Source organism: Haloferula sargassicola, assembly GCF_040362925.1.
GTDB lineage: Bacteria > Verrucomicrobiota > Verrucomicrobiia > Verrucomicrobiales > Akkermansiaceae > Haloferula > Haloferula sargassicola.
The window spans coordinates 1-22,054 of the sequence record NZ_BAABRI010000028.1 but is presented as its reverse complement, the minus strand read 5'-3'; the positions used below and the strand labels follow the sequence as shown (position 1 = coordinate 22,054).

Sequence of the window (22,054 nt, the reverse complement as noted above, 5' to 3'; positions counted from 1 at the left end):
ATTCTACGGGGTTACGAGCGGTTTGTCCTCTCCGTTTTCCCGGCGGCGCTTCTCGACGGGATGGGTGCGGCGGTGCACGTCCTTGAGCTGCTCGATGCCCACTTGGGTGTAAATGGCGGTCGTCTCGAGCTTCTCGTGACCGAGCTGCTGCTGGATGAACCGGATGTCGGCCCCGCCCTTGAGCATGTGCGTGGCGCAGGTGTGGCGCAGCAGATGGCAGCTTCCGGCGCGGTCGATGTCGGGCGCCGCGATGACGGCTTCGACCTGGTGCAGGCCGAGCGGTTCCTTGGACAATCGTCTCTCGGGGCGCGGCATTTCGAGTTCGGAGGCGGGGTTGGCGGGGATGGCGTTCTGTTTGGTGAGCCACGAAAAGTAGTCCTTGAGCGTGCCCGGCCGGCCGCGCTGGGTGGAGACGCTCAATGGCTTGCCCTGCGAGCCCTCGGCCGCTTGCCTTGCCGTTGGCTTCTTGCGCCAGCGCCAGAGGTGCCGCTGGTAGCTTTCGAGGATCGGTTTCGATACTTCCGACGGTTGCCGTAGTTCACGCTCGTGCGCCCACAGCACATGACATCGTAGGCATACCGGGTGGCTCTGCCGCCGGAGTCGCGTTGGCAAAGGAGGTTGCCGGACTCGGTGTAGGCGGGCAGGGCGTTCGGATCGTCGTGCGCCAGGGGAACTCCGCCGGAGGTCTGGGTGAAGGATACCGTTCCGGTGCGGGAATCCGTCATTGCGATGGGACGGCGCAGCGCATCGTAGAGATAGCTCGTGGAGTGAATCTCGGATCCGGTGCTGTCCAGAGTTGCCACCGAGGCCCGCAGGTTGCCCTCGATCGTCGTCAGCGTCCGGGTGTTGTCGGGATGGATCACCAGGATGGCGGCATCGCCCGAGGCATCGGAACCAAATTGCGAAATGCAAGGACCGAACCATGCTGGATCCGTCCCGTGGGCGAGGTCCTGAAAGGTCCGAAGGGCGGTCATGCTTCGTGAATGGCGCCAGCTTCCTGATCCCGCGGCTTCCGAGCCATGCGACTGGGTATCCCGTCGAAAATCGCACGCCAATTGCGAAATGCGAGGACCGACCCCATTTCTCCGCACACGCACAGGCTTATTCCCCTTCGGCTTATTCCCCTTCCGAAAACCGCCTTCTATTTTGGACCTTTATCGTTCGACATCACGTATTTTACGTCGTTCTCCAGACAAGCCTTCTTGAGTTTCTCAATTATTTCGTTCTTTGGAACTACGAATTTAACGTTTTCATCCCCAAGCAACTCGGAGGGTTCTCTCAACACAAGCTGCCGAACTTCCAGGTCGCGAAGACCCTTTGAAATATCTTCAAGTGATTTGAAACGCTGCCCATGCTTTAGAACTTCCGATTTACTCCACTGAGAGCTCCTGACATTTGGCACCATAGAAAACACCAGAGATCCATCAGCATTTTCCCACGCAAACAGAAGAACATAAGGCATTGCTCCTATTTCGTTTTTGTTGTCATCACAGAAGCCTGGTTTCAGGCCAACCAAAATCAGGACTAAAATAAGCAGCGCCTTCATTTGCATCAGAAATCAGGAGCACACATTGTCCCGCATGGTGTATCGTAGCCCCAACTTTCCGCATCTGCGACAACTTCATCCTCATCCAACTGCGGTCCGACAGGAAGCCCTCCATGCTTGTTTGACCATTGTCCATTATCGTCCTCCCTATACCAATGATAGTCGGAACCCATTCCTGGTGTTTCTGGAATAACACTCCCATCAGGAAGCTCGAAACCTCCTTCAGGAACATGCACGTCATCACCGGTAAAAAGCTTAACTTTATGATATCCTTTAGGGCAACAAGGAGGATCGCCTTTTGCTTCTGTCAATCCATCGGCTTTTGCTTTTCTCTTAATGGATCCGCAATCAAGATCCTTGTCCCTAGTGCCGCTTTCCGTTCCTGGTTGCTGATCTGATCCCGGAGTTCCAGGAGGAAGCTTCCGATCACAAGCGTATGTGTAGCAGTTATTCGAACTTGGATCATCGTTCCAGATATCTGGATTATATGTTGGGTGGACACCGGAATACGGACTCGCACCTAAAGTATCCACCCAATTCACACCATTGTTCCCGACAAACCCGTAGAGGTTCATCCCGCCTCGCTCCCCGATTGGATCCCTAGATGGCCACCTTCCCGTCACCGGATCGTAGTAGCGGTAGCCGTAGTAATACAGTTCGCTTTCGGCGTCCTGACGCTTCGTGCTGAAACGGATGTCGAACGTCCCCGGAGTGTCCGTGTCCCGGATCGTGTTCCCATAAGCGTCATACATGAAGCTCGCCGACGCGGCTCCGCTGCTGCTCAGATACTCGGTCACGTTGCCGTTCCCATCGTACTGCGGGTAGTGCAAGGCACTACCGATCTTCACGGCCAGCAGGCCGCCCACTCCGCCCGCTCCTTGCAGGCTCCCGCTCAGATCCAGACCCCACTGATAGCGGCGGCTCAGGGCGGGGGCTCCGGTTCCACTCTGCTGATAATCGGCCACGGGGTTCCAGCCATCATAGACGGTCAGGGTCGAGGTAGACCCGGTCTTCTTCGCGATGCGGCGCGACTGGGCGTCGTAGAGGTAGGTCGTCGTCGTTCCCGAGACCGTCAGGGAAACCAGCCGGTTCTCAGCGTCCCAAACCATCGTGGCATTGGTGGTGGGTGCCACCGGGACGGGGTAGGAGGTGGCATTGCCGTCCAGATCGTACACCGGGCTCAGGCTGTCGATCGCCTCGTATTGGTTGAGCGCGTTCGGCGTGTAGCTGACGGAGCTGGAGGCCGATAGTGTGGTCAAATCATATGATTCGCGGTTGCCGATCGCATCGTAGTCGTAGTCCCAATCGTGGCTGATCCCCCCGATCGCCGGGTAGGCCGGATCCGCCCCACGCTTCATTTCAGCGATTTCGCCATTGGCATTGTAGCGGTAGGAAAATGCGCCGTCGCTGCCACCCAGGATGGTCCCGTCAAGAATCTGCCCTTCCCGCTGACCCAAGGCATTCACGACATACTCATAGAAAGAAACGGTCGTGGTGCCAACCTTGTTTTCCTTCTTCTGGAGCACGTCCCGCGTAGGTTCCCAGGTGTTTTTTGTGGTGGCCACCGGTCCGGCGATTCCATCAAGGAGGTGCAGGCTTCCCGTCACGTAGGTGTAATCGAAGGTTCCCATGGAGCCTCCGTCCACTTGGTCGAATCGGCCGGTGGTCGGGTGGTAGCCGTAGGTGCTTTCGTTTTCGACTGTCGAACCGTTCTTAAGCTCCCAACCGGTGTCCCGACCGGCGTCGGTCGGTTGGCGGTCGAGCGTGCGGGTGAAATCCGCGCTGCCGTCGTGATCGAGATCGTAGGCGATCGTTTCGGTATCCACCGCGAAGGTGGAGGGATCGTAGGTGGAGGTGAGGGTCGATTGGTTCGTCTGGGTGACGGTATGCTGTCGGCCGAAGGTGTCGTAGGTGATCGTGACGTCCGGTGTGCTGTCACTGTAATCGGTGCTGACGAGCAAGCCGGCGTCGTAGCCGTAGGTGGTGACCACTCCCCTCGCCCAGGTCCGGGTTTTGAGGCGGCCGCCGGCGGTGTAGGTGTAGTCCGCGCCTTTGGCGGCGGCGTCGCGCTTGGCCGTCAGGAAACCCCGCTGGGGATGGTAGCTCCAGGTGGTCGTGTCGAAGCTCGTGGTGGACAAGGTGGGTTCGGTGCCGTGGGCCAGGCTGCGATAGGTGCGCAGCTCGGTCATCCGGCCTTGTTCGTCGTGGACACGGTAAGTGGCGTAGGTTTGGTCGCCCCACTGGGCTTTCACCTCTCCGGTCGGATGGTAGGAGGTGCGGGTGATGTTGGCGGAAGTCGCTCCGCCGGCGAGGGTGGTGTCGGGAGCGTCCACGGAGATTCTGCGGCCCATGACATCGTAGGCATACCGGGTTGGCTCTGCCGCCGGAGTCGCGTTGGCAAAGGAGGTTGCCGGACTCGGTGTAGGCGGGCAGGGCGTTCGGATCGTCGTGCGCCACGGGAACTCCGCCGGAGGTCTGGGTGAAGGATACCGTTCCGGTGCGGGAATCCGTCATTGCGATGGGACGGCGCAGCGCATCGTAGAGATAGCTCGTAGAGTGGATCTCGGATCCGGTGCTGTCCAGAGTTGCCACCGAGGCCCGCAGGTTGCCCTCGATCGTCGTCAGCGTCCGGGTGTTGTCGGGATGGATCACCAGGATGGCGGCATCGCCCGAGGCATCGGAAATGGAACGCACCTGGGTCGTGGTGCGACCGAGAGAGCTTTCGCGGCTGCCGTAGCCATCGCCTGCCTCGAGCCTCACCGAAGTTCCCACGCCGTTGACCGTGGTGGTCACGCGGCGACACACCCCGAGGTCGCCATCGTTGACGACATCGTGGGCGTAGACACTCACCCGGCTCTGGGAAGCGGGCATTTGCTCGGTCATGCCGCTGAGGTCGCCCTCAGCGTTGTAGGTGTAGGTCGCCGTGACGCCATCCGCATCCGAGCGTTGCTGCAATTTCCCCCGGCTGCCGGCGGCGGCTTGGGCGGGGTAGTAAGAAAGACGTTCGGCATCGGGCTTGGAATCTCCGTCCAAGTCGCTGTTGAACTCTTTCCGAATCGTGCGTCCGAGAGCGTCCTGATAGGTCTTTTGCCATTCCCCCGAGGGAGAGGCGGTCGTCGGGCGGGTGATCTTGGTGAAAACCGAAGTGATTCCTTCGTAGAGATCCGGGGCCAGCTGGACCATTCCCTCCGAATTCGTGCCGTAATCATAGCTGACGGGATGCGCTCCGCTGCCACTCACCGACTTCATTTGGCCATCGGCGAAGCGCGTCGTCACCACCGTGCTGGTGTCGGGCCGCGTGATCGTAACATCCCGCCCGCCGTTGGCGTAGGCGTCCTTGGGGTCGGTCCTCGCATTTCGCATTTGGTCTTCACCGTCCTTGGGGTCGGTCCTCGCATTTCGCATTTGGTCTTCACTTCTCCATCAAGAGGCCCTCCGCACGCCGGATGAGCGACCGGGATTCCTTCATCTTGCGCACCGCGCGGCTCACCCCGCCCGGATGGCCCATCGAAAGCCGCTCCGCCACCCACGCATTCGATACCCCGGTCCGGGTCCGCACCAGATACGCCACCAGCGCCTTCTCGGTGGTGAGCCGGCCCCATCCCGCCAGCCCACTCTCCGAATCCTCCACCCCCAACCTGCCCAGCGCCTGTTTCACCATGCGCTCCGCCTCCGCCTCATCGTGGGCTCGGACCTCCGAACCTGCCACGCTGCCCTTCCCTCGCGCCCGCCGAATCGCCGCGCCGAGCCCCTCGATCACGCGGTCCCGGAATTCCGGTTCACCCAGACACCACCCCCGCCTCAGTTCCTTGAGCGATTCATCACTCAGAGTTCCCGCACGATCCTTGCCCCGCTTTTCGATGTAGCCGACGTAGGATCGCCGCCCACGTCCGCCTTCCTCGAGTTCGAAAGCCCGCAGAACCCTCCCTGTCTCCACCCACGCGCAACCCTTGCGCCCCGCATACTGAGGCAGGCTGCTCCAACGCCAACCCACCACCTTGCGCCCCGTCGTGCCCCCCACCCAGCCGCTGCGCACCGGATTGAGGTGGATGTAGTCGGCCACGATGCGGATATAACGCCCCTTGCCCTCGCCACTGACCACCACGGCCTTGTAGCGGCCCTGAAAGACGTGGCCCCGGCGCTTGCGGCGGATGTTCCACCACTGCGAGTACACCCCCATGAACCACTTCATCCCGGCCACCAGATTCGGCTCCGGAGTTTCCAGCAGCAGATGGAAATGGTTGCCCATCTGCACCCAGGCATGGACCCGCCAGCCAAAGCGCCCACAAGCTTCCCCCAGACGCTCCAGCCATACCTTGCGATCGACGTCCTCCTCAAAAACGTCCTTGCCGCCCTCCCCACGAGCCATCACGTGATAGATGGCTCCAGCTGCCTGGTAGCGGGGTTTGCGAGCCATGCCTGATCCTACCGGGACCACGATGTCCCGTCAATTGCGAAATGCGAGGACCGACCCCAAACTCAGAGCCATTGCGAAATGCGAGGACCGACCCCAAACTCAGAGCCGTTGAAGTGACGCACGCCCACCAGGAGTCCATCGTCATAGTCGTAGCGCGTATGGTCCCCGCGAGCCCAGGTGCGGGTTTTCAAGCGTCCGCCTGCCGTGTAGGTGTAGCTGGGTCCCGGGTCACGATCGCTGCCGAAATCCGGCCCATCCGGGTATTCCTTGTCGATCAACCAGCCCCGATACGAATCGTAGTGCCAGATCGTGGCCTCAAAGCCCGTCGTTTGCGTGCCTGGATCCGTCCCGTGGACGAGGTCCTGAAAGGTCCGAAGGGCGGTCATGCTTCGTGAATTGCGCCAGCTTCCTGATCCCGCGGCTTCCGAGCCATGCCACTGGGTTATCCCGTCGAAAATCGGGCGCCAATTGCGAAATGCGAGGACCGACCCCAGACTTTAGAGGGTGCTTGTGATTGCGCGGTAATGCGGAGTGGCGGGGGATCCAGGAGGGGTCCCCTTCGGGGAGGAACCTGGATGGGGCAAGTGGAGCGAGGCACGAGCGCAACGGAGACACTCCGCATTACACCGCGAACGTCACACGACCCCGCAGGACAAGCTGCCAACGTGACGGCACGCCAGCGGGATGTTTGGCGGCGCGGAGCCTGACTTCGTGGAGCGGAGCTTTCATCGCCGGGGACCGGGAAGACGCCCTTCAATTTTCATTACTTGAAAGTGCTCTCATCAGCTTAATAGCCCTCTCCCTCTCAGCCTCAAATCCTACATCCGCATGATGGTAATTTGAATATCCAGCAAAAGCCGTTCTCAATCCATCCTTCGATATGTCAAACTCCATAAATCCCACTGATCTTGCCTCAATTTTATGGGACGCACTAATGTAACACTCACTCAAAATTGCACTCCCGACATCAGCTGAAGAGGATTGCGCCCTTCGTATCAATTTTTCTGTGAACTCACCTTCCTCATCCCCACTCAACAATCCAGCTCGAATCGACGAGTTCACAACCGCCGCCTCGACGAGAATGAAATCATGAAAAAGCATTCCCGCCACCAGCGCACAGATCACGCTCAGAAGAAATATTCGAGCCTTCATTTCACGCTTATAGTTCCGTAAACACTTACCTGTGGGCCCATCGGTCGGTCAGGCCAATATGGAACGGAAACCAGCCGCGAAGAAGAAACAGCAGCCGCCATTCTATTGTAGGTTCCGATTCGACCGTCGCTCGACCCGTTGTAACAGGTAACACAACCGAGCGATATGCCCTTGGGGTCGGTCCTCGCATTTCGCATTTGATCTTCACCTCTCCATCAAGAGGAACTCCGCTTGCCGGATGAGCGACCGCGATTCCTTCATCTTGCGCACCGCGCGGCTCACCCCGCCCGGATGGCCCATCGAAAGCCGCTCCGCCACCCAGGCATTCGATACCCCGGTCCGGGTCCGCACCAGATACGCCACCAGCGCCTTCTCGGTGGTCAGGCGGCCCCATCCCGCCAGCCCACTCTCCGAATCCTCCACCCCCAACCTGCCCAGCGCCTGTTTCACCATGCGCTCCGCCTCCGCCTCATCGTGGGCCCGGACCTCCGAACCTGCCACGCTGCCCTTCCCTCGCGCCCGCCGAATCGCCGCGCCGAGCCCCTCGATCACGCGATCCCGGAATTCCGGTTCACCCAGACACCACCCCCGCCTCAGTTCCTTGAGCGATTCATCACTCAGAGTTCCCGCATGATCCTTGCCCCGCTTCTCGATGTAGCCGACGTAGGATCGCCGCCCACGTCCGCCCTCCTCGAGTTCGAAGGCCCGCAGAACCCTCCGTGTCTCCACCCACTCGCAACCCTTGCGCCCCGCATACTGAGGCAGGCTGCTCCAACGCCAACCCACCACCTTGCGCTCCGTCGTGCCTCCCACCCAGCCGCTGCGCACCGGATTGAGGTGGATGTAGTCGGCCACGATGCGGAAATAATGCCCCTTGCCCTCGCCACTGACCACCACGGCCTTGTAGCGGCCCTGAAAGACATGGCCCCGGCGCTTGCGGCGGATGTTCCACCACTGCGAGTACACCCCCATGAACCACTTCATCCCGGCCACCAGATTCGCCTCCGGAGTTTCCAGCAGGAGATGGAAATGGTTGCCCATCTGCACCCAGGCATGGATCCGCCAGCCAAAGCGCCCACAAGCTTCCCCCAGACGCTCCAGCCATACCTTGCGATCGACGTCCTCCTCAAAAACGTCCTTGCCGCCCTCCCCACGAGCCATCACGTGATAGATGGCTCCGGCTGCCTGGTAGCGGGGTTTGCGAGCCATGCCTGGTCCTACCGGGACAACGATGCCCCGTCAATTGCGAAATGCGAGGACCGACCCCAAACTGATATGTTTACCGGCGCGGAGCCTGACTTCATGGAGCGGAGCTTTCATCATTGGGCACCGGCAAATTCGCGTTTGGACCCAACGACAACACTGGAGGCTCTTCCCATGATTGACTTCTACCAACCCAATAGCCCCAAGCTGAGTATCGCCTAAATCTTACTCCCTTCCGCACAAGATCAATCTTCCTAAACGCACCGCACCACCGAACTCGATAGATCAATTCACTCGTAAGAAGTTCAATTAACCTTTCCACAAAATGGCTCGAACCGGTGTCACTCCAACTTTCCGAATAAAGTTCAAACCCGTCCACCAAGGAAACATCCCCCCCATTTTCAGTAAGATCAATTTGGAAAGAGGGGCGTACCCGGCCGTGACATCTAAGACCCAGAATACAATACCCCACCCCCGCTGAAACCACACTCAGCTCAATTTTTTCGTCACTCTTCGCATCTACCGCCCTCAATCCATCTTTAAGACCTTGAATGACTCTCTCGATTTTAGGACTAACTTCAACCACGTTATTCATATCTAAAGGTCATTGATAACCCCTCATGATAGGATTAGCCGTCTGGTTTGGGACAAAAGTTCCGGGAACATCGAAATGAAAGCGAGATGTGTTCGGCCTCACAGCATTGCGCCCAAGGCCAAATCGAAATACCATTCCGCCGCCATTGTTCGGGGTATTCGACCATCCAATTTTCACGCTTCGTCCGGCTTTATTGAGCAGCCCCTCTGTTCGAGTAACTTTATTTCCAAACAGCTTTGATTTATTCCTGGGGTCGGTCCTCGCATTTCGCATTTGATCTTCACTTCTCCATCAAGAGGCCCTCCGCTCGCCGGATGAGCGACCGGGATTCCTTCATCTTGCGCACCGCGCGGCTCACCCCGCCCGGATGGCCCATCGAAAGCCGCTCCGCCACCCACGCATTCGATACCCCAGTCCGGGTCCGCATCAGATACGCCAGTCCGCCCTCCTCAAGCTCGAAGGCCCGCAGAACCCTCCGTGTCTCCACCCACTCGCAACCCTTGCGCCCCGCATACTGAGGCAGGCTGCTCCAACGCCAACCCACCACCTTGCGCTCCGTCGTGCCTCCCACCCAGCCGCTGCGCACCGGATTGAGGTGGATGTAGTCGGCCACGATGCGGAAATAACGCCCCTTGCCCTCGCCACTGACCACCACGGCCTTGTAGCGGCCTTGAAAGACATGGCCCCGGCGCTTGCGGCGGATGTTCCACCACTGCGAGTACACCCCCATGAACCACTTCATCCCGGCCACCAGATTCGGCTGCGGAGTTTCCAGCAGCAGATGGAAATGGTTGCCCATCTGGACCCAGGCATGGACCCGCCAGCCAAAGCGCCCACAAGCTTCCCCCAGACGCTCCAGCCATACCTTGCGATCGACGTCCTCCTCAAAAACGTCCTTGCCGCCCTCTCCACGAGCCATCACGTGATAGATGGCTCCGGCTGCCTGGTAGCGGGGTTTGCGAGCCATGCCTGGTCCTACCGGGACCACGATGTCCCGTCAATTGCGAAATGCGAGGACCGACCCCAAACTGAGCCGTTGAAGTGACGCACGCCCACCAGGAGTCCATCGTCATAGTCGTAGCGCGTATGGTCCCCGCGAGCCCAGGTACGGGTTTTCAAGCGCCCGCCTGCCGTGTAGGTGTAGCTGGGTCCCGGGTCACGATCGCTGCCGAAATCCGGCCCATCCGGGTATTCCTTGTCGATCAACCAGCCCCGATACGAATCGTAGTGCCAGATCGTGGCCTCAAAGCCCGTCGTTTGCGTGCCTGGATCCGTCCCGTGGACGAGGTCCTGAAAGGTCCGAAGGGCGGTCATGCTTCGTGAATTGCGCCAGCTTCCTGATCCCGCGGCTTCCGAGCCATGCCACTGGGTTATCCCGTCGAAAATCGGGCGCCAATTGCGAAATGCGAGGACCGACCCCAGACTGATAGACCCCAGACTCGATACTCCCCATACTGATAGGCAAATGCGAGGACCGCCCCCAACCTCGACCTCTCCCAACTGAAGGTGTGTCCTGTCGTTATGATTATTCTATTATTTGGGTAACGGCACATGAATTACACGGACTACGCCATTCTCATTTTGAAACTGTAGCGAACACGGTGGCACGATCTTCCCCACGCAAGACTCTTCTGAGCGTGCGCATCGGACGAATTCCCCCATTGCCCACACATACGCACCATTTAACTTAAGACGCGTTCTGCCATTTGTTTTTTTTCGAAAAAACTCAGAATCGAAACCCGCTTTATCGAGTTTAATATATTTAAATGGGCGGTCATTTTTCAGAGATTCTAAATCAGAATATATAAAATATGAGAATTCGCCATCTCCTGTATCCTTGACGCAAAAAAAACCATCTATGTATATGTTTTTTTTATCATACTTGATTCCATGAACAATTAGATCCTCCCATGCCACTGGCTGACCCGGGCTTCTTGTGTCTGTCGTAAATGGATCATCTCCAGCAATTAATAGAGACGCCATTGACAAAAAAAAAGGAACGAAACATAATTTTATGGGGATGTATTTTTTCATTTTGGCATATCGAAAGTCTCTCCCGTGTGAGGATTGTATATTTGGGTATTACTGCCATCTTGAGTAGTGGCCCCAATTGGCGTCATAGGCGGAACACCGTTACCCAATTCAGTTCCGTTTAGCGCGAAATATTTATCTTCACCAGGCTTGAATCCCGATAAGTAGGGAACAGCAGTGCCTCCAGGAGTATTTGGGTGGCTATGGAAAATACCAACGGTTATATCCCCTTCTTTGCATGGGGGAGCTTCTGCAGGACTCACCGAGCCACTAATGCCCTTTGCAAAAGAAATTTTTTGAGTCCGGTAATAAGTGTATTTACGATTTTCACAATGCCGACATACTCTTCCGGCAAACTCTACTCCTTCAACCGGTCGGTCTTTGCCGACTTTATCTGACAACTCATCGAATGCTTTTTGCCTTTTTTCTAATTCTCTCCTCGTTTCCTCAGCTGCTTCCTTGCCTCCCTCTTCGATCTGTTGATATATTGGCTGGAAGTCATACAAGCCTAAAATATCAACCCGGTTAATTCCGCCGTTTCCAACGAAACCATACAGGTTCACCCCGCCCCGCTCCCCGATTGGATCCCTAGATTGCCACCTTCCCGTCACTGGATCATAGTAGCGGTAGCCGTAATAATACAAACCGGTCTCGGGATCCAGCGGCTTGGTCGAAAAGCGGTGGCTGAACAGGGCCGCCTTGCTTCCTGTCGGTGACACTGCCTCGCCGCCGAAGGGGTCATACTCATAGTGCGCCACGACCGTCCCACTTCCGTTCAGATACTCGCTGATGTTCCCGTTTCCATCGTAAGCCGGGTAATAGACCCCGGCGTCGGCACCGGTTTCGATCTCAACCGCGAGCAGGCCTCCCACTCCGCCGGCTCCCTGGAAGCTGCCGCTCAGGTCCGCTCCCCAGGTGTAGGTGCGTGATAGAGTGTAGGCATTGCCGGCCAGATCCAGTTCGGCAACGACGTTCCATTCATCATAGAAATAGGCTGTGCCGGTGGCGAGACCTCCGGAGCCTTTCCATTTCGCCACTCGCCGGCCGGCGTAGTCGTAGAGATACTTCCAGGTCTGTCCGCCGTTACTTTCCTGAAGAATCTGGTTTTCGCCATCCCAAGACCGGCTGCCGGTGTTGCCGTTGGGGAAACGCCCGGCCTGCTGGTTGCCGTCCTTGTCGTAGGTGTTGTTGACCGCGCTGGCGCCGTAAAGCTCCAGGCGGACCGGCTGGTTGAGGGCGTTCGCACCCTCGGGCGCGCTCGCAGTTCCAGCAGAACGCAAGACCGCCAGATCCGGACCCGTAGCTGTCGCGGGATTTACCCCGTTCCTGGACGAGCGCTTGCGGTTGCCGATGTCGTCGTAGAGGTAGCCGAAGTCCTGCGCGGTGCCGCCGTCCTGGTCCTGCGCGACGACCTGGCCCTTCCGGTCGTAGAACCAGTCGTAGTCGGTGGCCGTGCCGAAGGCGCTGCCGGATCGCTCCACCCCGCTCCGTTGTCCGATCGCATTCAAGCCGTAATCAAACGCGGATACCGAACTTCCCGTGGTATTGTCAATTTTCGAAAGCAGGTCCCGGTCGGCTTCCCAGGTCCGGTCGGCGTCGAAGAGCACGGTCGATCCGCCGGACATGACGGAAATCTTGTCGATGAGATGGTTGGAGAGGTTTTCGTAGTGGTAGCCAAAGGTCCGCGTCGCTCCCGCGTGGGCGGCGGTGGCGGTGGCGAGGCGGCCGTCGTTTCCGTAGGTGTAGCCGATCTGCGCTTCACCGTTGCCGAAGTCGTAGCCGGTGTTTCGAAGGTACGCGTCCTGGCTGCGATCGAGCACGCGGGTGATGGCATGGATGCCGCTCGAGCCATCGGGATCGATCGTGATGGTTTCCGTATCAAGCGCCAGCGTGGACGGATCGTAGGCGTAGACCGACCGGGTGTAGAGCCGCTCGGTGCCGTACTGGACCCGCACGGTGCGGGCCTCGGCAAGCCGACCGTAGCTGTCGTAGGCGAAAACCTTATCAGGCGTATTGGCGTCATTGCCCGTGTTGTCGCCGTGGTCGCTTCCTGAGCCGTTGAAGTGACGCACGCCCACCAGGAGTCCATCGTCATAGTCGTAGCGCGTATGGTCCCCGCGAGCCCAGGTGCGGGTTTTCAAGCGTCCGCCTGCCGTGTAGGTGTAGCTGGGCCCCGGGTCACGATCGCTGCCGAAATCCGGCCCATCCGGGTATTCCTTGTCGATCAACCAGCCCCGATACGAATCGTAGTGCCAGATCGTGACCTCAAAGCCCGTCGTTTGCGTGCCTGGATCCGTCCCGTGGGCGAGGTCCTGAAAGGTCCGAAGGGCGGTCATGCTTCGTGAATGGCGCCAGCTTCCTGATCCCGCGGCTTCCGAGCCATGCCACTGGGTTATCCTGTCGAAAATCGGGCGCCAATTGCGAAATGCGAGGACCGACCCCAGACTCAAGGAATTGCGAAATGCGAGGACCGACCCCAGACTAGGACCGACCCCAGACTCATCCAGTCAGACCCCAGACTCATCCAGTCAGACCCCAGACTCATCCAGTCAGACCCCAGACTCATCCAGTCACCGCTTATCCTCTGCACGCACATCACGCATATTGACTAACTTAGGAGAACTGTAAACGGTATTCCCGCCAACGATTGAAAATCCCAATCTAACCTCAACACTGAGATTATCAATTAACAGGCTCGCTCTTCTCAAATTACAGGACGACACGATTTTTGCTCGTCTTGGCACAGTGTAAACAACCGCTGCTTTTCGCAGCGTTTCTTCGAACACGTCCGAATACACTTCCATCCATTTCCCGCCATTTGGATCCCTAGCTTCGAGAGAAATATTCCCAGCGATTGCCGAGTCGCTAGCATTCTCGATCTCGAAGGTATATCCTCCTTCCTTGTCAATCGATTGCGTGAACTGAATGGCCGACAATTGCTTTTCATCCGGAGGATCTTCTCCGAAAGAGTGCGGCAAGAGTAAAAAGAGGCACAGCCAACATACCTCAAGTGAATGAATCGCCTTCGTAATCATGAGTTAGCCCGTCAAGCCGAGAATTTAGTTATGGAGATGCGGGTTTGGTTGCGCCGGCCGTCGTCGCGTCTGTGTAATTTACTTTGACCGGAAAATCCTTTTGTTTTTTCTGCTCCTGAATCTTGCGGATGTGATCCATGAGATCCTTGCATTCTATGCATCCATGAGAAAAACCTTTCTGTGAATCATGCACATAAATACTTGAGCGCCCATGTGTGTTTGTCCCTTTCTCCGGTTCTAACAACGCTCGATTCTTTCCCCACCCCGGGTAGTTGTAAGTTATGCCATCTGTCGTCGTCGTAGAATCAGGGATTTTTTCAACGCCGCCGCCTTCTGCCATTTTTAGCTGTCCTGTCTCCTTGCTCGCCTTAGCGGTTCTGTTGCCGTCCGGCCTTAAATCAACGTTGTAATCCCCCTCTGGCGCCGGACCTTCATCCTTATTCTTCTGTTCCGAGGGTCGCTGGTGCCCCGGAAGCCCCGAAGCCGCAGGACATTTTTTGATGACCTTTCCCCGATTCGGAGGATTGCCTTCATAAATTGTTACATATTCACCGGTATACTCCGCCCAGTCTAATCCCAGATAATCCCACCTGTTCACCCCGTCGTTCCCGACGAACCCGTACAGATTCAGCCCTCCCCGCTCCCCGATGGGGTCCCTGGAGATCCACCTTCCGAGGTAGGGGTGGTAATACCGGTAGCCGTAATAGTACAACCCGGTCTCGGGATCCAGCGGCTTGGTCGAAAAGCGGTGGCTGAACAGGGCCGCCTTACTTCCTGTCGGTGACACTGCCTCGCCACCGAAGGGATCATACTCGTAGTGCGCCACAACCGTTCCGCTTCCGTTCAGATACTCGCTGATGTTCCCGTTTCCATCGTAAGCCGGGTAATAGACCCCGGCGTCGGCACCGGTTTCGATCTCAACCGCAAGCAGTCCTCCCACTCCGCCAGCTCCCTGGAAGCGACCGCTCAGGTCGGTTCCCCAAGTGTAGGTCCGGGAAAGGGTGTAGGCATTGCCGGCCAGATCCAGTTCGGCGACGACGTTCCAGGCATCGTAAAAATAGGCCGTGCCGGTGGCGAGACCTCCGGAGCCTTTCCATTTCCCCACCCGCCGGCCGGCGTGGTCGTAGAGGTATTTCCAGGTCTGTCCGCCGTTGGTTTCCTGAAAAATCTGGTTTTCGCCATCCCAAGACCGGCTGCCGGTGTTGCCGTTGGGGAAACGCCCGGCCTGCTGGTTGCCGTCCTTGTCGTAGGTGTTGTTGACAGGGCTGGCGCCGTAGAGCTCGAGGCGCACCGGCTGGTTGAGGGCGTTCGCCCCCTCGGCACTCCCGGCCCCGGCGGACCTCAAGACCGCCAGGTCCGAGCCGGTGGCAGTGGCGGGATCGGTACCGTTCCTGGACGAGCGCTTGCGGTTGCCGATGTCGTCGTAGAGGTAGCCGAAGTCCTGCGCGGTGCCGCCGTCCTGGTCCTGCGCCGCGACCTGGCCCTTCCGGTCGTAGAACCAGTCGTAGTCGGTGGCCGTGCCGAAGGCGCTGCCGGATCGCTCCACCCCGCTCCGTTGTCCGATCGCATTCAAGCCGTAATCAAACGCGGATACCGAACTTCCCGTGGTATTGTCAATTTTCGAAAGCAGGTCCCGGTCGGCTTCCCAGGTCCGGTCGGCGTCGAAGAGCACGGTCGATCCGCTGGACATGACGGAGATCTTGTCGATGAGATGGTCGGAGAGGTTTTCGTAGTGGTAGCCAAAGGTCCGCGTCGCTCCCGCGTGGGCGGCGGTGGCGGTGTCGAGGCGGCCGTCGTTTCCGTAGGTGTAGCTGACCAGAGCCTCCTGACTTTGGCTGGTACCAAAATTGTAGCCGGTATTTCGCCGATAACTGTCCTGGCTGCGGTCCAGCACGCGGGTGACCTCATTGATGCCCCCCGAGCCGTCGGGATCGATGGTGATGGTTTCCGAATCGACTCCCCGGCTGGTGGGATGATAAACATAAACTGATTTTGTATAGAGTCTCTCGGTGCCATACAAGACGCGCACGGTGCGGGCCTCCGAAAGCTGCCCGAAACTATTGTATTCGAAGACGCTGTCCGGCGTATTGGCGTCATTGCCCGTGTTGTCGCCGTGGTCGCTTCCTGAGCCGTTGAAGTGACGCACGCCCACCAGGAGTCCATCGTCATAGTCGTAGCGCGTATGGTCCCCGCGAGCCCAGGTGCGGGTTTTCAAGCGTCCGCCTGCCGTGTAGGTGTAGCTGGGTCCCGGGTCACGATCGCTGCCGAAATCCGGCCCATCCGGGTATTCCTTGTCGATCAACCAGCCCCGATACGAATCGTAGTGCCAGATCGTGACCTCAAAGCCCGACGTTTGCGTGCCTGGATCCGTCCCGTGGACGAGGTCCTGAAAGGTCCGAAGGGCGGTCATGCTTCGTGAATGGCGCCAGCTTCCTGATCCCGCGGCTTCCGAGCCATGCCACTGGGTTATCCTGTCGAAAATCGGGCGCCAATTGCGAAATGCGAGGACCGACCCCATTTCAAAATCACGACCCCATTTCAAAATCATTGGCGCATCCACAGAAAAAAACTGCTACCGGAAGGCATGTTGATGCTAATTTTGATTTCATAAACAACTACTGAACGTATCCGTTGTAATTACTGAATGGGTGTGTTCCTCCACCAAAATGCAGGATCACCTCGCCAGAAGCCAATCCTCTTGGTATGTTAATCCAATTTCTAGGACTCAAAAACGGAACGGGATCCAGAATATTAATATGATTAATTGCGCTATTTAAACCATAATCACTGGACAGAATTACAGATTGCGGACCAAATCCTTGATAGTTTATGTTATTCCTAATCCCTTCAGGAAGCAGAGCAAAGGCCCCCCTAGCCACACTAGAACCTTGACTGTGAGCAATTAGATCGCCTCCTCCTTTTGCGTTCAGAGCCTCAGCAAGACCAAATGAATGTCTTGTTATCCCAAATAGCTCTTCTGATAATATTTGAAAAATATCACCCATACCAAGATAATGAGTTCCATTGTGATATAATTCGGCCTGCGCAAGTCTTGCGCTGAGACTGGCTCCTGAAAGGGAATTCCAAATCCCATTAATAAAAGTCCTTTTGAATTTGGAGCTCAAACTTTGGGGACCATCAAAAGCATCTCCTCCAAGGAAGTTGCCGACAGCACCGATGCCTTTGCGGAGGCCTATTGCGATTGAGCTTGCGAGTCGTCTTGGGCCCTCAGTCAACAAATGCTGGAACGCGGCGGTGTAGGCTCCGTTTGCGAATTTTCCGCCGCCAATCGCGGAAGCCGTACCTCCGACCACTCCTGCAACCGCGGTACGGCCTGCCACTTTCAGAGGTGAATCTTTAGGTCCTCCCGGCTCGCCAAGTTTCATTCTCTCACAGATCCCCGATACGGAGACGGCCGCGGCGGCGGCGGCAGCCAGAAATCCATCACTGAACTTTCCCCCCATTGCCTCGTTCGCGCCCCCCCCGACGACTCCGTGACCAACTACGTTGAGCAATTTGCTGTCGAAGCCAATTCCATCTACCAAACCGTGCAACACTCCTGCCGTAATCGCCCCTTGAATGGCTCCGACAAGCCCAGCCCGTAAAATATCAGAAACACTCCCACCCGCTAGGGCAGTGCTGAGAGCCCCTCCCACAAACCCGGCAATGGCGCCTACTGTCGCCATCCCTGTAAGGGTGAGACTCCCGGCCGTTGCCGCAGCCGTAGCAGTCGCGGCAGTCCCTGCCGTCGCAAATACGGTACCTGTTGTTCCCGCAGCTGCACCGACGAAGGCAGTTCCCACTCCGTACGTGACAATCGCTACCACGACCAAGACGACGATGGTAATCCAATTATCCTTCAGCCATGAATGGCCGCTTGGGTCCGTAGCGCTCAACGGATTATTGAGGACGTAGCTGTAGCGGTTGAAGTTCTGGCTGAATTCGGGGACCTGGACGTAGGGGTCCGGGCTGAGGAAACGGCCAAGTTCGGGGTCGTAGATCCGGCCGTTCATGTGGACCAGGCCGAAGTCGTCGAGCATCTCGTGTCCGGTGAAGCCGCGGTTTTCACTGGCGGCGCTGGTGTATTGGGATCCCAGCCAAGAGGTCTTGAGATCCGACCAAGAAGATCCATTGCGACGCTCGCCCCAGGCATCGAAGGACTGACGCTCGGCCTGAGGTTCCCCATTCGACACTTTCCATGCCCCGGTGGTGCCATTCCAATCCGCCTGAATGATGCAGTCGGTGCTGCCGATGTGATCGGTGAGAATGACGGCCAGCCGGGTCACGGTAAGAGGTCCCGAGGAGGATGCGTTGCGCACTTCGCGGGTGAGCATGGCCGATCCAAGGCGGTGCCGGTGAATCTCAGCATCGATGCCATAGCCGATGCCCGTGGGGTTGGTGGATTCGTGCACCTCGTGCTCGTAGGATCCAAGGTAGCGGGTGGTGACCTTGGCCGAGTGGTTGTTGGCGAAGATCCGGGTGAGAGTTTGTTCAGCACGGTTGCCACCGGCATCAAAGTCGAACTCGGCAATGGTGGTCGAGACGGTGAATTTCGTCCAGGGGGACACACCCTGGATCTCGGGGGCCAGATCGGTCGTCTGGCCGAAGGTTACGAGGGCAGCTGCGGAGGTCTTTTCAGCCCGCTTGAGTTGATTGAAAGAAGTCCATTGAAGACTCGTCCCCTTCACGGTGGTACCCAAATACGCCATGGATGTTACCCGCCCGGCAGCATCGTAGATCTGATTGCGTTGCTTTCCCTTGAGCGTGGCGGATGTGACCCGATAGTTGGAGTAGGTGTGGGTAGCCCCGGCCGTGGCCGAGGTTTCGTCGCCCTTGCGGGTCAGGTTGCCTTTGGCATCGTATTCATATGAGCGATTGACCGGAGCGTTCGCTCCAACCGTGAGGCTCGAACCGGTCAGTCGATCCAAGTCGTCGTAAGTGAACGACTCGGTCTTAAGAGGAAAGGACGGATTATGATCCTTCCGGGTGATGAGATTTCCATGGACATCCCATTCATAGGTATGATACTGGAGAGTTTTCCCAAGACGGGTTGTCAGGATCTTCCGGAGATAGCCATTGTCGGCATTAACCCACGTTTGGCGGACCACATCGTGTCCGAGCTTTTCGGTGGTTTTAATCAGGGTGCCTTCGGTGACGACACCTCCGAATTCCGAAAGCAGGGTTTCATGCGCCCCGGTGTAGGGGGTGGAAACCAGATCGGACCGAAGAGAGAAGGTGCCGTAAACGCTGTCGTAGGTCTGGCGGACGATGGTACCACCTGCGTCCACGGCCAGCACGGGCAGGCCCAGTGCGTTGTATGAAGTATTCGTAGTGGTGAGGCTATCGGAACTGTTGAGCCTGCTCTGCTTCTGGATCAAGAGACCGTAGTCGTGATTCTGGGAGCTGTAGGTGTAATACTCGGCGTATCCACCGGGGCCACTGATTTGACTCAGGCTGCCTTTCCCTGGACTGTTGGTTTTATATTGATAGTTGAAGGCGCCTTCGGGTTTAGCCACCGAGGTGACCCTGCCAAGGGAATCGTAAAGAGTGCTTGTCGTCTGACCCAGAGCATTGGTGATCGAGAGAACCTCGCCGAAGCCGTTGAAGGTGCTGGTGGTTTGACCGGCGCTGATATCCCACACCGCGGTTTTGTTGTCGAGGAGGTCGTAGGTGTTGGAGAGCTGAGAGACGCCATCGATTTCAACATTAACGACCCGGCCCTCCACATCATAGATGAACTCGGTGTATTGTCCGGAGGCATCCCCTGACCAGCGGAGCCTTCCATGCTGGTCCTCTAGGCGGACCGAAGTGATCCCTTTGGGGTTCTGGGCCACGGTTATTACCATCGGATCATTCCCTCCGATCCGATCCATACTAGTGATCCCGCTGCGGGTGCCATCGGGGTCTTGGGTGGCGATCTTGCGATCGAGGAAGTCATAGAGATACTCCGTTTCATAGGTCGGATCCCCGACCAGGAAGGGTTGTGACTCTTTGCTTACACGGCCGCGGGAATCGTAGAGTTTGTAAGCATACTGTTGGCCAAAGGACGGAACCGTGGATCCGGCAGGGAGGGACACCATGACAGTGCTGCGGGTGAGAACCTCGCGACCTACCGCATCAAACCAGACGATGCTTGGAGGTTTCCCTGATTCTTCGGCGATTCGGGCCCACTGAATTTGGATGTGGTTGTCGGCCAGTTTACTGGCGATCTCTGGAGGCAGATCGGCGTTGGAAGCGAAACGGGTGATCTCCGCGGAGCGGGTTCCGCTCGGATGATTCGTGGCGATCTGGGTACCGAATGCATCGTAGGTAAAGGTGGTGACGCGGCCGTCGAGGTCGGTGGTAGCCAGGAGCAACGCCTGTGCCGGAGAATAGTGCTGATAAACGGTCCCCAAGGGATTGGTCTCGCTGGTGACAAACCGTCCTTGGGGATCGTAGCCAACCGAGCTGGAACGGGTCTGACCGCTGGCAGTGACGGCAGTGGTCAGAACGTTCCCAAAATCGTCGTGAGTGTAGGTGGTGGTGGAGGAAAGGGGGTGACCCGGTTCTACCGTTTCCGAGGCGAGCAGGCCGCTGTCGGGATCATAGGTGAAAGTGCTTGTTTTTGAGAGAGTGGACTTTCCGGGGGCCGATTTCGTGACCGTGGTGGAGGAAAGCCGGCCAAGGTGCCATTTCCCGTTGGAAACATCGTGGGTGAAGGCACTGGAAGTGAGGGAGGAAGAACCATCAAGGGCGGTGACGATTGACTGGGTCACGAACCCATAGGCATCAATGGCGGGCTGGGCGGTCGTCGTCTGGGACAGAAGGGTGTGGGCGTCGTCAATGTCGAATTTTTCCGTGACAGCGCACACTTGCACGGGACGTCGAATTGAAATGGGGCCGGATTCAATGGAGGGCGGACCGCTGCCGAGCTCGGCATAGGTATTTACCTCAAGTCCGACGAGCTTGACGCCCGACGATGTCGCTGTGAACGGATTGGGCCAATTCCAATCCGCGAAATGCTCACCGAAATCTTGCGGGATGACGGCGTAGGTACGGGTCGTCAGGGGACTGCCCGTGAAGGGGAATTCCCGCATGAAGTCGGTGCGGGTGTACCCGCGACAGATTGGTTCCGCTTCACCGCTCGGAAGCAGCTCATCGTAAACCTCGATCCAGCCGAAGCCCAGCGAAGTCTGGCTCTCCCTATCAAACCGCAGGTCTCCGTAGTGGCGGCGGGAGCATTTAATGCCCCCCAAACCGTTGGATTCGAGGAGCCGGGATACGACGTAGCCCGCGCCGTTGACGGGCACCTGACTCTCAGGAAGGAGAGGATCGGTGGCCGGATCGTACGGCGTATAAGCCGGCTTGTCCGAGTTGAACAGCGGGGCGGGATCGTTCAAGCGGGCGTATTCGATGCCCAAGGTCTTGCCGAAGCCGTCGGTGATCGACTCGATGACCTCCGGGCCGCGGAGGTTGAGGAAGACGCGGGGGCGGGTCGTGTCGGCATCGGTGACGAAATCGACGACTCCGTCACCGTTGAGGTCGGCGAAGCGGCCGATGACCTTGCCATAGGCCTGGCCGGTCGAATTGCGGTACATCGGCAGCGGCGCGCCCTCGCGCATCTCGGGGTCCACGCTGTCGGCGATGTCGAGGTAGTTCCACCCGCCGCCGGTGTTGAGATAGACGTCGTTCTCGCCGACGCGCGGACGGGCGAAATCGACGAGCCCGTCGGCGTTCAGGTCGACCAGCGCGCCGGGGTTGATGTTCTCCTCGTCGTACTTGGTGAAGGTGACGAAATTCGCATCGAGATACCACGGATCTCCGGGCGCGTTGCAGACGAGGTCCCAGCCGGTGCCGGTGCCGAGATGCACCGCGGTATCGCTGTTGAGCCCTCCGTAGGACATGTCCTTGATGATGTCGACGAGGCCGTCGCCGTTGAGATCGAGCAGGCGGGTGCCGAGGTCGTCGCCGTTGGTGTTGGAAAGCGCGACCGGAAGCTGGAGCGGGTCCGTGGCGGGTGACGCCGCATTCCAGCCGGAGCCATTGTTGATGTAGAGCGCGGTGAGCGTCTGGCCGCTGTTCCAGGTGCTCTTGAC

15 protein-coding genes are annotated in these 22,054 nt (G+C 58.0%); all 15 read right to left on the bottom strand.

Going from position 1 to position 22,054, the window contains the following annotated elements:
• Positions 1-3: 3 nt before the first annotated feature.
• The gene (locus tag ABXH26_RS18820) at positions 4-420 is read right to left on the bottom strand and encodes a tyrosine-type recombinase/integrase (protein ID WP_353568652.1); all 417 of its coding nucleotides are present in this window, start codon (positions 418-420) and stop codon (positions 4-6) included.
• Positions 417-974 carry a hypothetical protein gene (locus ABXH26_RS18815; protein ID WP_353568651.1) on the bottom strand — a complete coding sequence of 186 codons (558 nt, stop codon included), beginning with the start codon at positions 972-974 and terminating at the stop codon, positions 417-419. The genes ABXH26_RS18820 and ABXH26_RS18815 overlap by 4 nt, the downstream gene beginning before the upstream one ends.
• A 167-nt stretch (positions 975-1,141) precedes the next feature.
• Positions 1,142-1,546, bottom strand: a complete 405-nt coding sequence (locus ABXH26_RS18810; protein WP_353568650.1) for a hypothetical protein — start codon at positions 1,544-1,546, stop codon at positions 1,142-1,144.
• 5 nt (positions 1,547-1,551) lie between these two features.
• On the bottom strand, positions 1,552-3,798 hold the full coding sequence (locus ABXH26_RS18805; protein WP_353568649.1) for an RHS repeat-associated core domain-containing protein: 2,247 nt from the start codon (positions 3,796-3,798) through the stop codon (positions 1,552-1,554).
• A gap of 1,160 nt (positions 3,799-4,958) precedes the next feature.
• A complete protein-coding gene (locus ABXH26_RS18795) occupies positions 4,959-5,963 on the bottom strand; it encodes a transposase (RefSeq protein ID WP_353568648.1) in 1,005 nt (334 codons plus the stop codon).
• Between the two features lie 62 nt (positions 5,964-6,025).
• A complete protein-coding gene (locus ABXH26_RS18790) occupies positions 6,026-6,349 on the bottom strand; it encodes a hypothetical protein (RefSeq protein WP_353568647.1) in 324 nt (107 codons plus the stop codon).
• A gap of 367 nt (positions 6,350-6,716) precedes the next feature.
• Complete coding sequence (locus ABXH26_RS18785) at positions 6,717-7,088, bottom strand: hypothetical protein (RefSeq protein WP_353568646.1); 372 nt, start codon at positions 7,086-7,088, stop codon at positions 6,717-6,719.
• Positions 7,089-7,319: 231 nt separating this feature from the next.
• Positions 7,320-8,324, bottom strand: a complete 1,005-nt coding sequence (locus ABXH26_RS18780; protein WP_353568645.1) for a transposase — start codon at positions 8,322-8,324, stop codon at positions 7,320-7,322.
• 869 nt (positions 8,325-9,193) lie between these two features.
• A complete protein-coding gene (locus ABXH26_RS18775; RefSeq protein ID WP_353568644.1) occupies positions 9,194-9,880 on the bottom strand; it encodes a transposase in 687 nt (228 codons plus the stop codon).
• 8 nt (positions 9,881-9,888) lie between these two features.
• On the bottom strand, positions 9,889-10,227 hold the full coding sequence (locus ABXH26_RS18770; protein WP_353568643.1) for a hypothetical protein: 339 nt from the start codon (positions 10,225-10,227) through the stop codon (positions 9,889-9,891).
• A 219-nt stretch (positions 10,228-10,446) separates the two neighbouring features.
• Positions 10,447-10,947: a hypothetical protein gene (locus ABXH26_RS18765; RefSeq protein WP_353568642.1), complete on the bottom strand. Its 501-nt coding sequence runs from the start codon at positions 10,945-10,947 to the stop codon at positions 10,447-10,449.
• On the bottom strand, positions 10,944-13,280 hold the full coding sequence (locus ABXH26_RS18760; protein ID WP_353568641.1) for an RHS repeat-associated core domain-containing protein: 2,337 nt from the start codon (positions 13,278-13,280) through the stop codon (positions 10,944-10,946). The genes ABXH26_RS18765 and ABXH26_RS18760 overlap by 4 nt, the downstream gene beginning before the upstream one ends.
• A gap of 234 nt (positions 13,281-13,514) precedes the next feature.
• A complete protein-coding gene (locus tag ABXH26_RS18755; RefSeq protein WP_353568640.1) occupies positions 13,515-13,979 on the bottom strand; it encodes a hypothetical protein in 465 nt (154 codons plus the stop codon).
• Positions 13,980-14,007: 28 nt separating this feature from the next.
• Positions 14,008-16,527, bottom strand: coding sequence for an RHS repeat domain-containing protein (locus ABXH26_RS18750; RefSeq protein WP_353568639.1), 2,520 nt, complete (start codon positions 16,525-16,527; stop codon positions 14,008-14,010).
• Positions 16,528-16,594: 67 nt separating this feature from the next.
• Positions 16,595-21,862, bottom strand: a complete 5,268-nt coding sequence (locus tag ABXH26_RS18745) for an RHS repeat domain-containing protein (RefSeq protein WP_353568638.1) — start codon at positions 21,860-21,862, stop codon at positions 16,595-16,597.
• Positions 21,863-22,054 lie beyond the last annotated feature (192 nt).

What these genes read in the sequence shown, in the direction of transcription:
- ABXH26_RS18815 (WP_353568651.1), bottom strand. Translation starts at nt 974, where the DNA reads ATGACCGCCCTTCGGACCTTTCAGGACCTCGCCCACGGGACGGATCCA.
- ABXH26_RS18810 (WP_353568650.1), bottom strand. Translation starts at nt 1,546, where the DNA reads ATGAAGGCGCTGCTTATTTTAGTCCTGATTTTGGTTGGCCTGAAACCA.
- ABXH26_RS18795 (WP_353568648.1), bottom strand. Translation starts at nt 5,963, where the DNA reads ATGGCTCGCAAACCCCGCTACCAGGCAGCTGGAGCCATCTATCACGTG.
- ABXH26_RS18790 (WP_353568647.1), bottom strand. Translation starts at nt 6,349, where the DNA reads ATGACCGCCCTTCGGACCTTTCAGGACCTCGTCCACGGGACGGATCCA.
- ABXH26_RS18780 (WP_353568645.1), bottom strand. Translation starts at nt 8,324, where the DNA reads ATGGCTCGCAAACCCCGCTACCAGGCAGCCGGAGCCATCTATCACGTG.
- ABXH26_RS18775 (WP_353568644.1), bottom strand. Translation starts at nt 9,880, where the DNA reads ATGGCTCGCAAACCCCGCTACCAGGCAGCCGGAGCCATCTATCACGTG.
- ABXH26_RS18770 (WP_353568643.1), bottom strand. Translation starts at nt 10,227, where the DNA reads ATGACCGCCCTTCGGACCTTTCAGGACCTCGTCCACGGGACGGATCCA.
- ABXH26_RS18765 (WP_353568642.1), bottom strand. Translation starts at nt 10,947, where the DNA reads ATGAAAAAATACATCCCCATAAAATTATGTTTCGTTCCTTTTTTTTTG.
- ABXH26_RS18760 (WP_353568641.1), bottom strand. Translation starts at nt 13,280, where the DNA reads ATGACCGCCCTTCGGACCTTTCAGGACCTCGCCCACGGGACGGATCCA.
- ABXH26_RS18755 (WP_353568640.1), bottom strand. Translation starts at nt 13,979, where the DNA reads ATGATTACGAAGGCGATTCATTCACTTGAGGTATGTTGGCTGTGCCTC.
- ABXH26_RS18750 (WP_353568639.1), bottom strand. Translation starts at nt 16,527, where the DNA reads ATGATTTTGAAATGGGGTCGTGATTTTGAAATGGGGTCGGTCCTCGCA.
- ABXH26_RS18745 (WP_353568638.1), bottom strand. Translation starts at nt 21,862, where the DNA reads ATGTCCTACGGAGGGCTCAACAGCGATACCGCGGTGCATCTCGGCACC.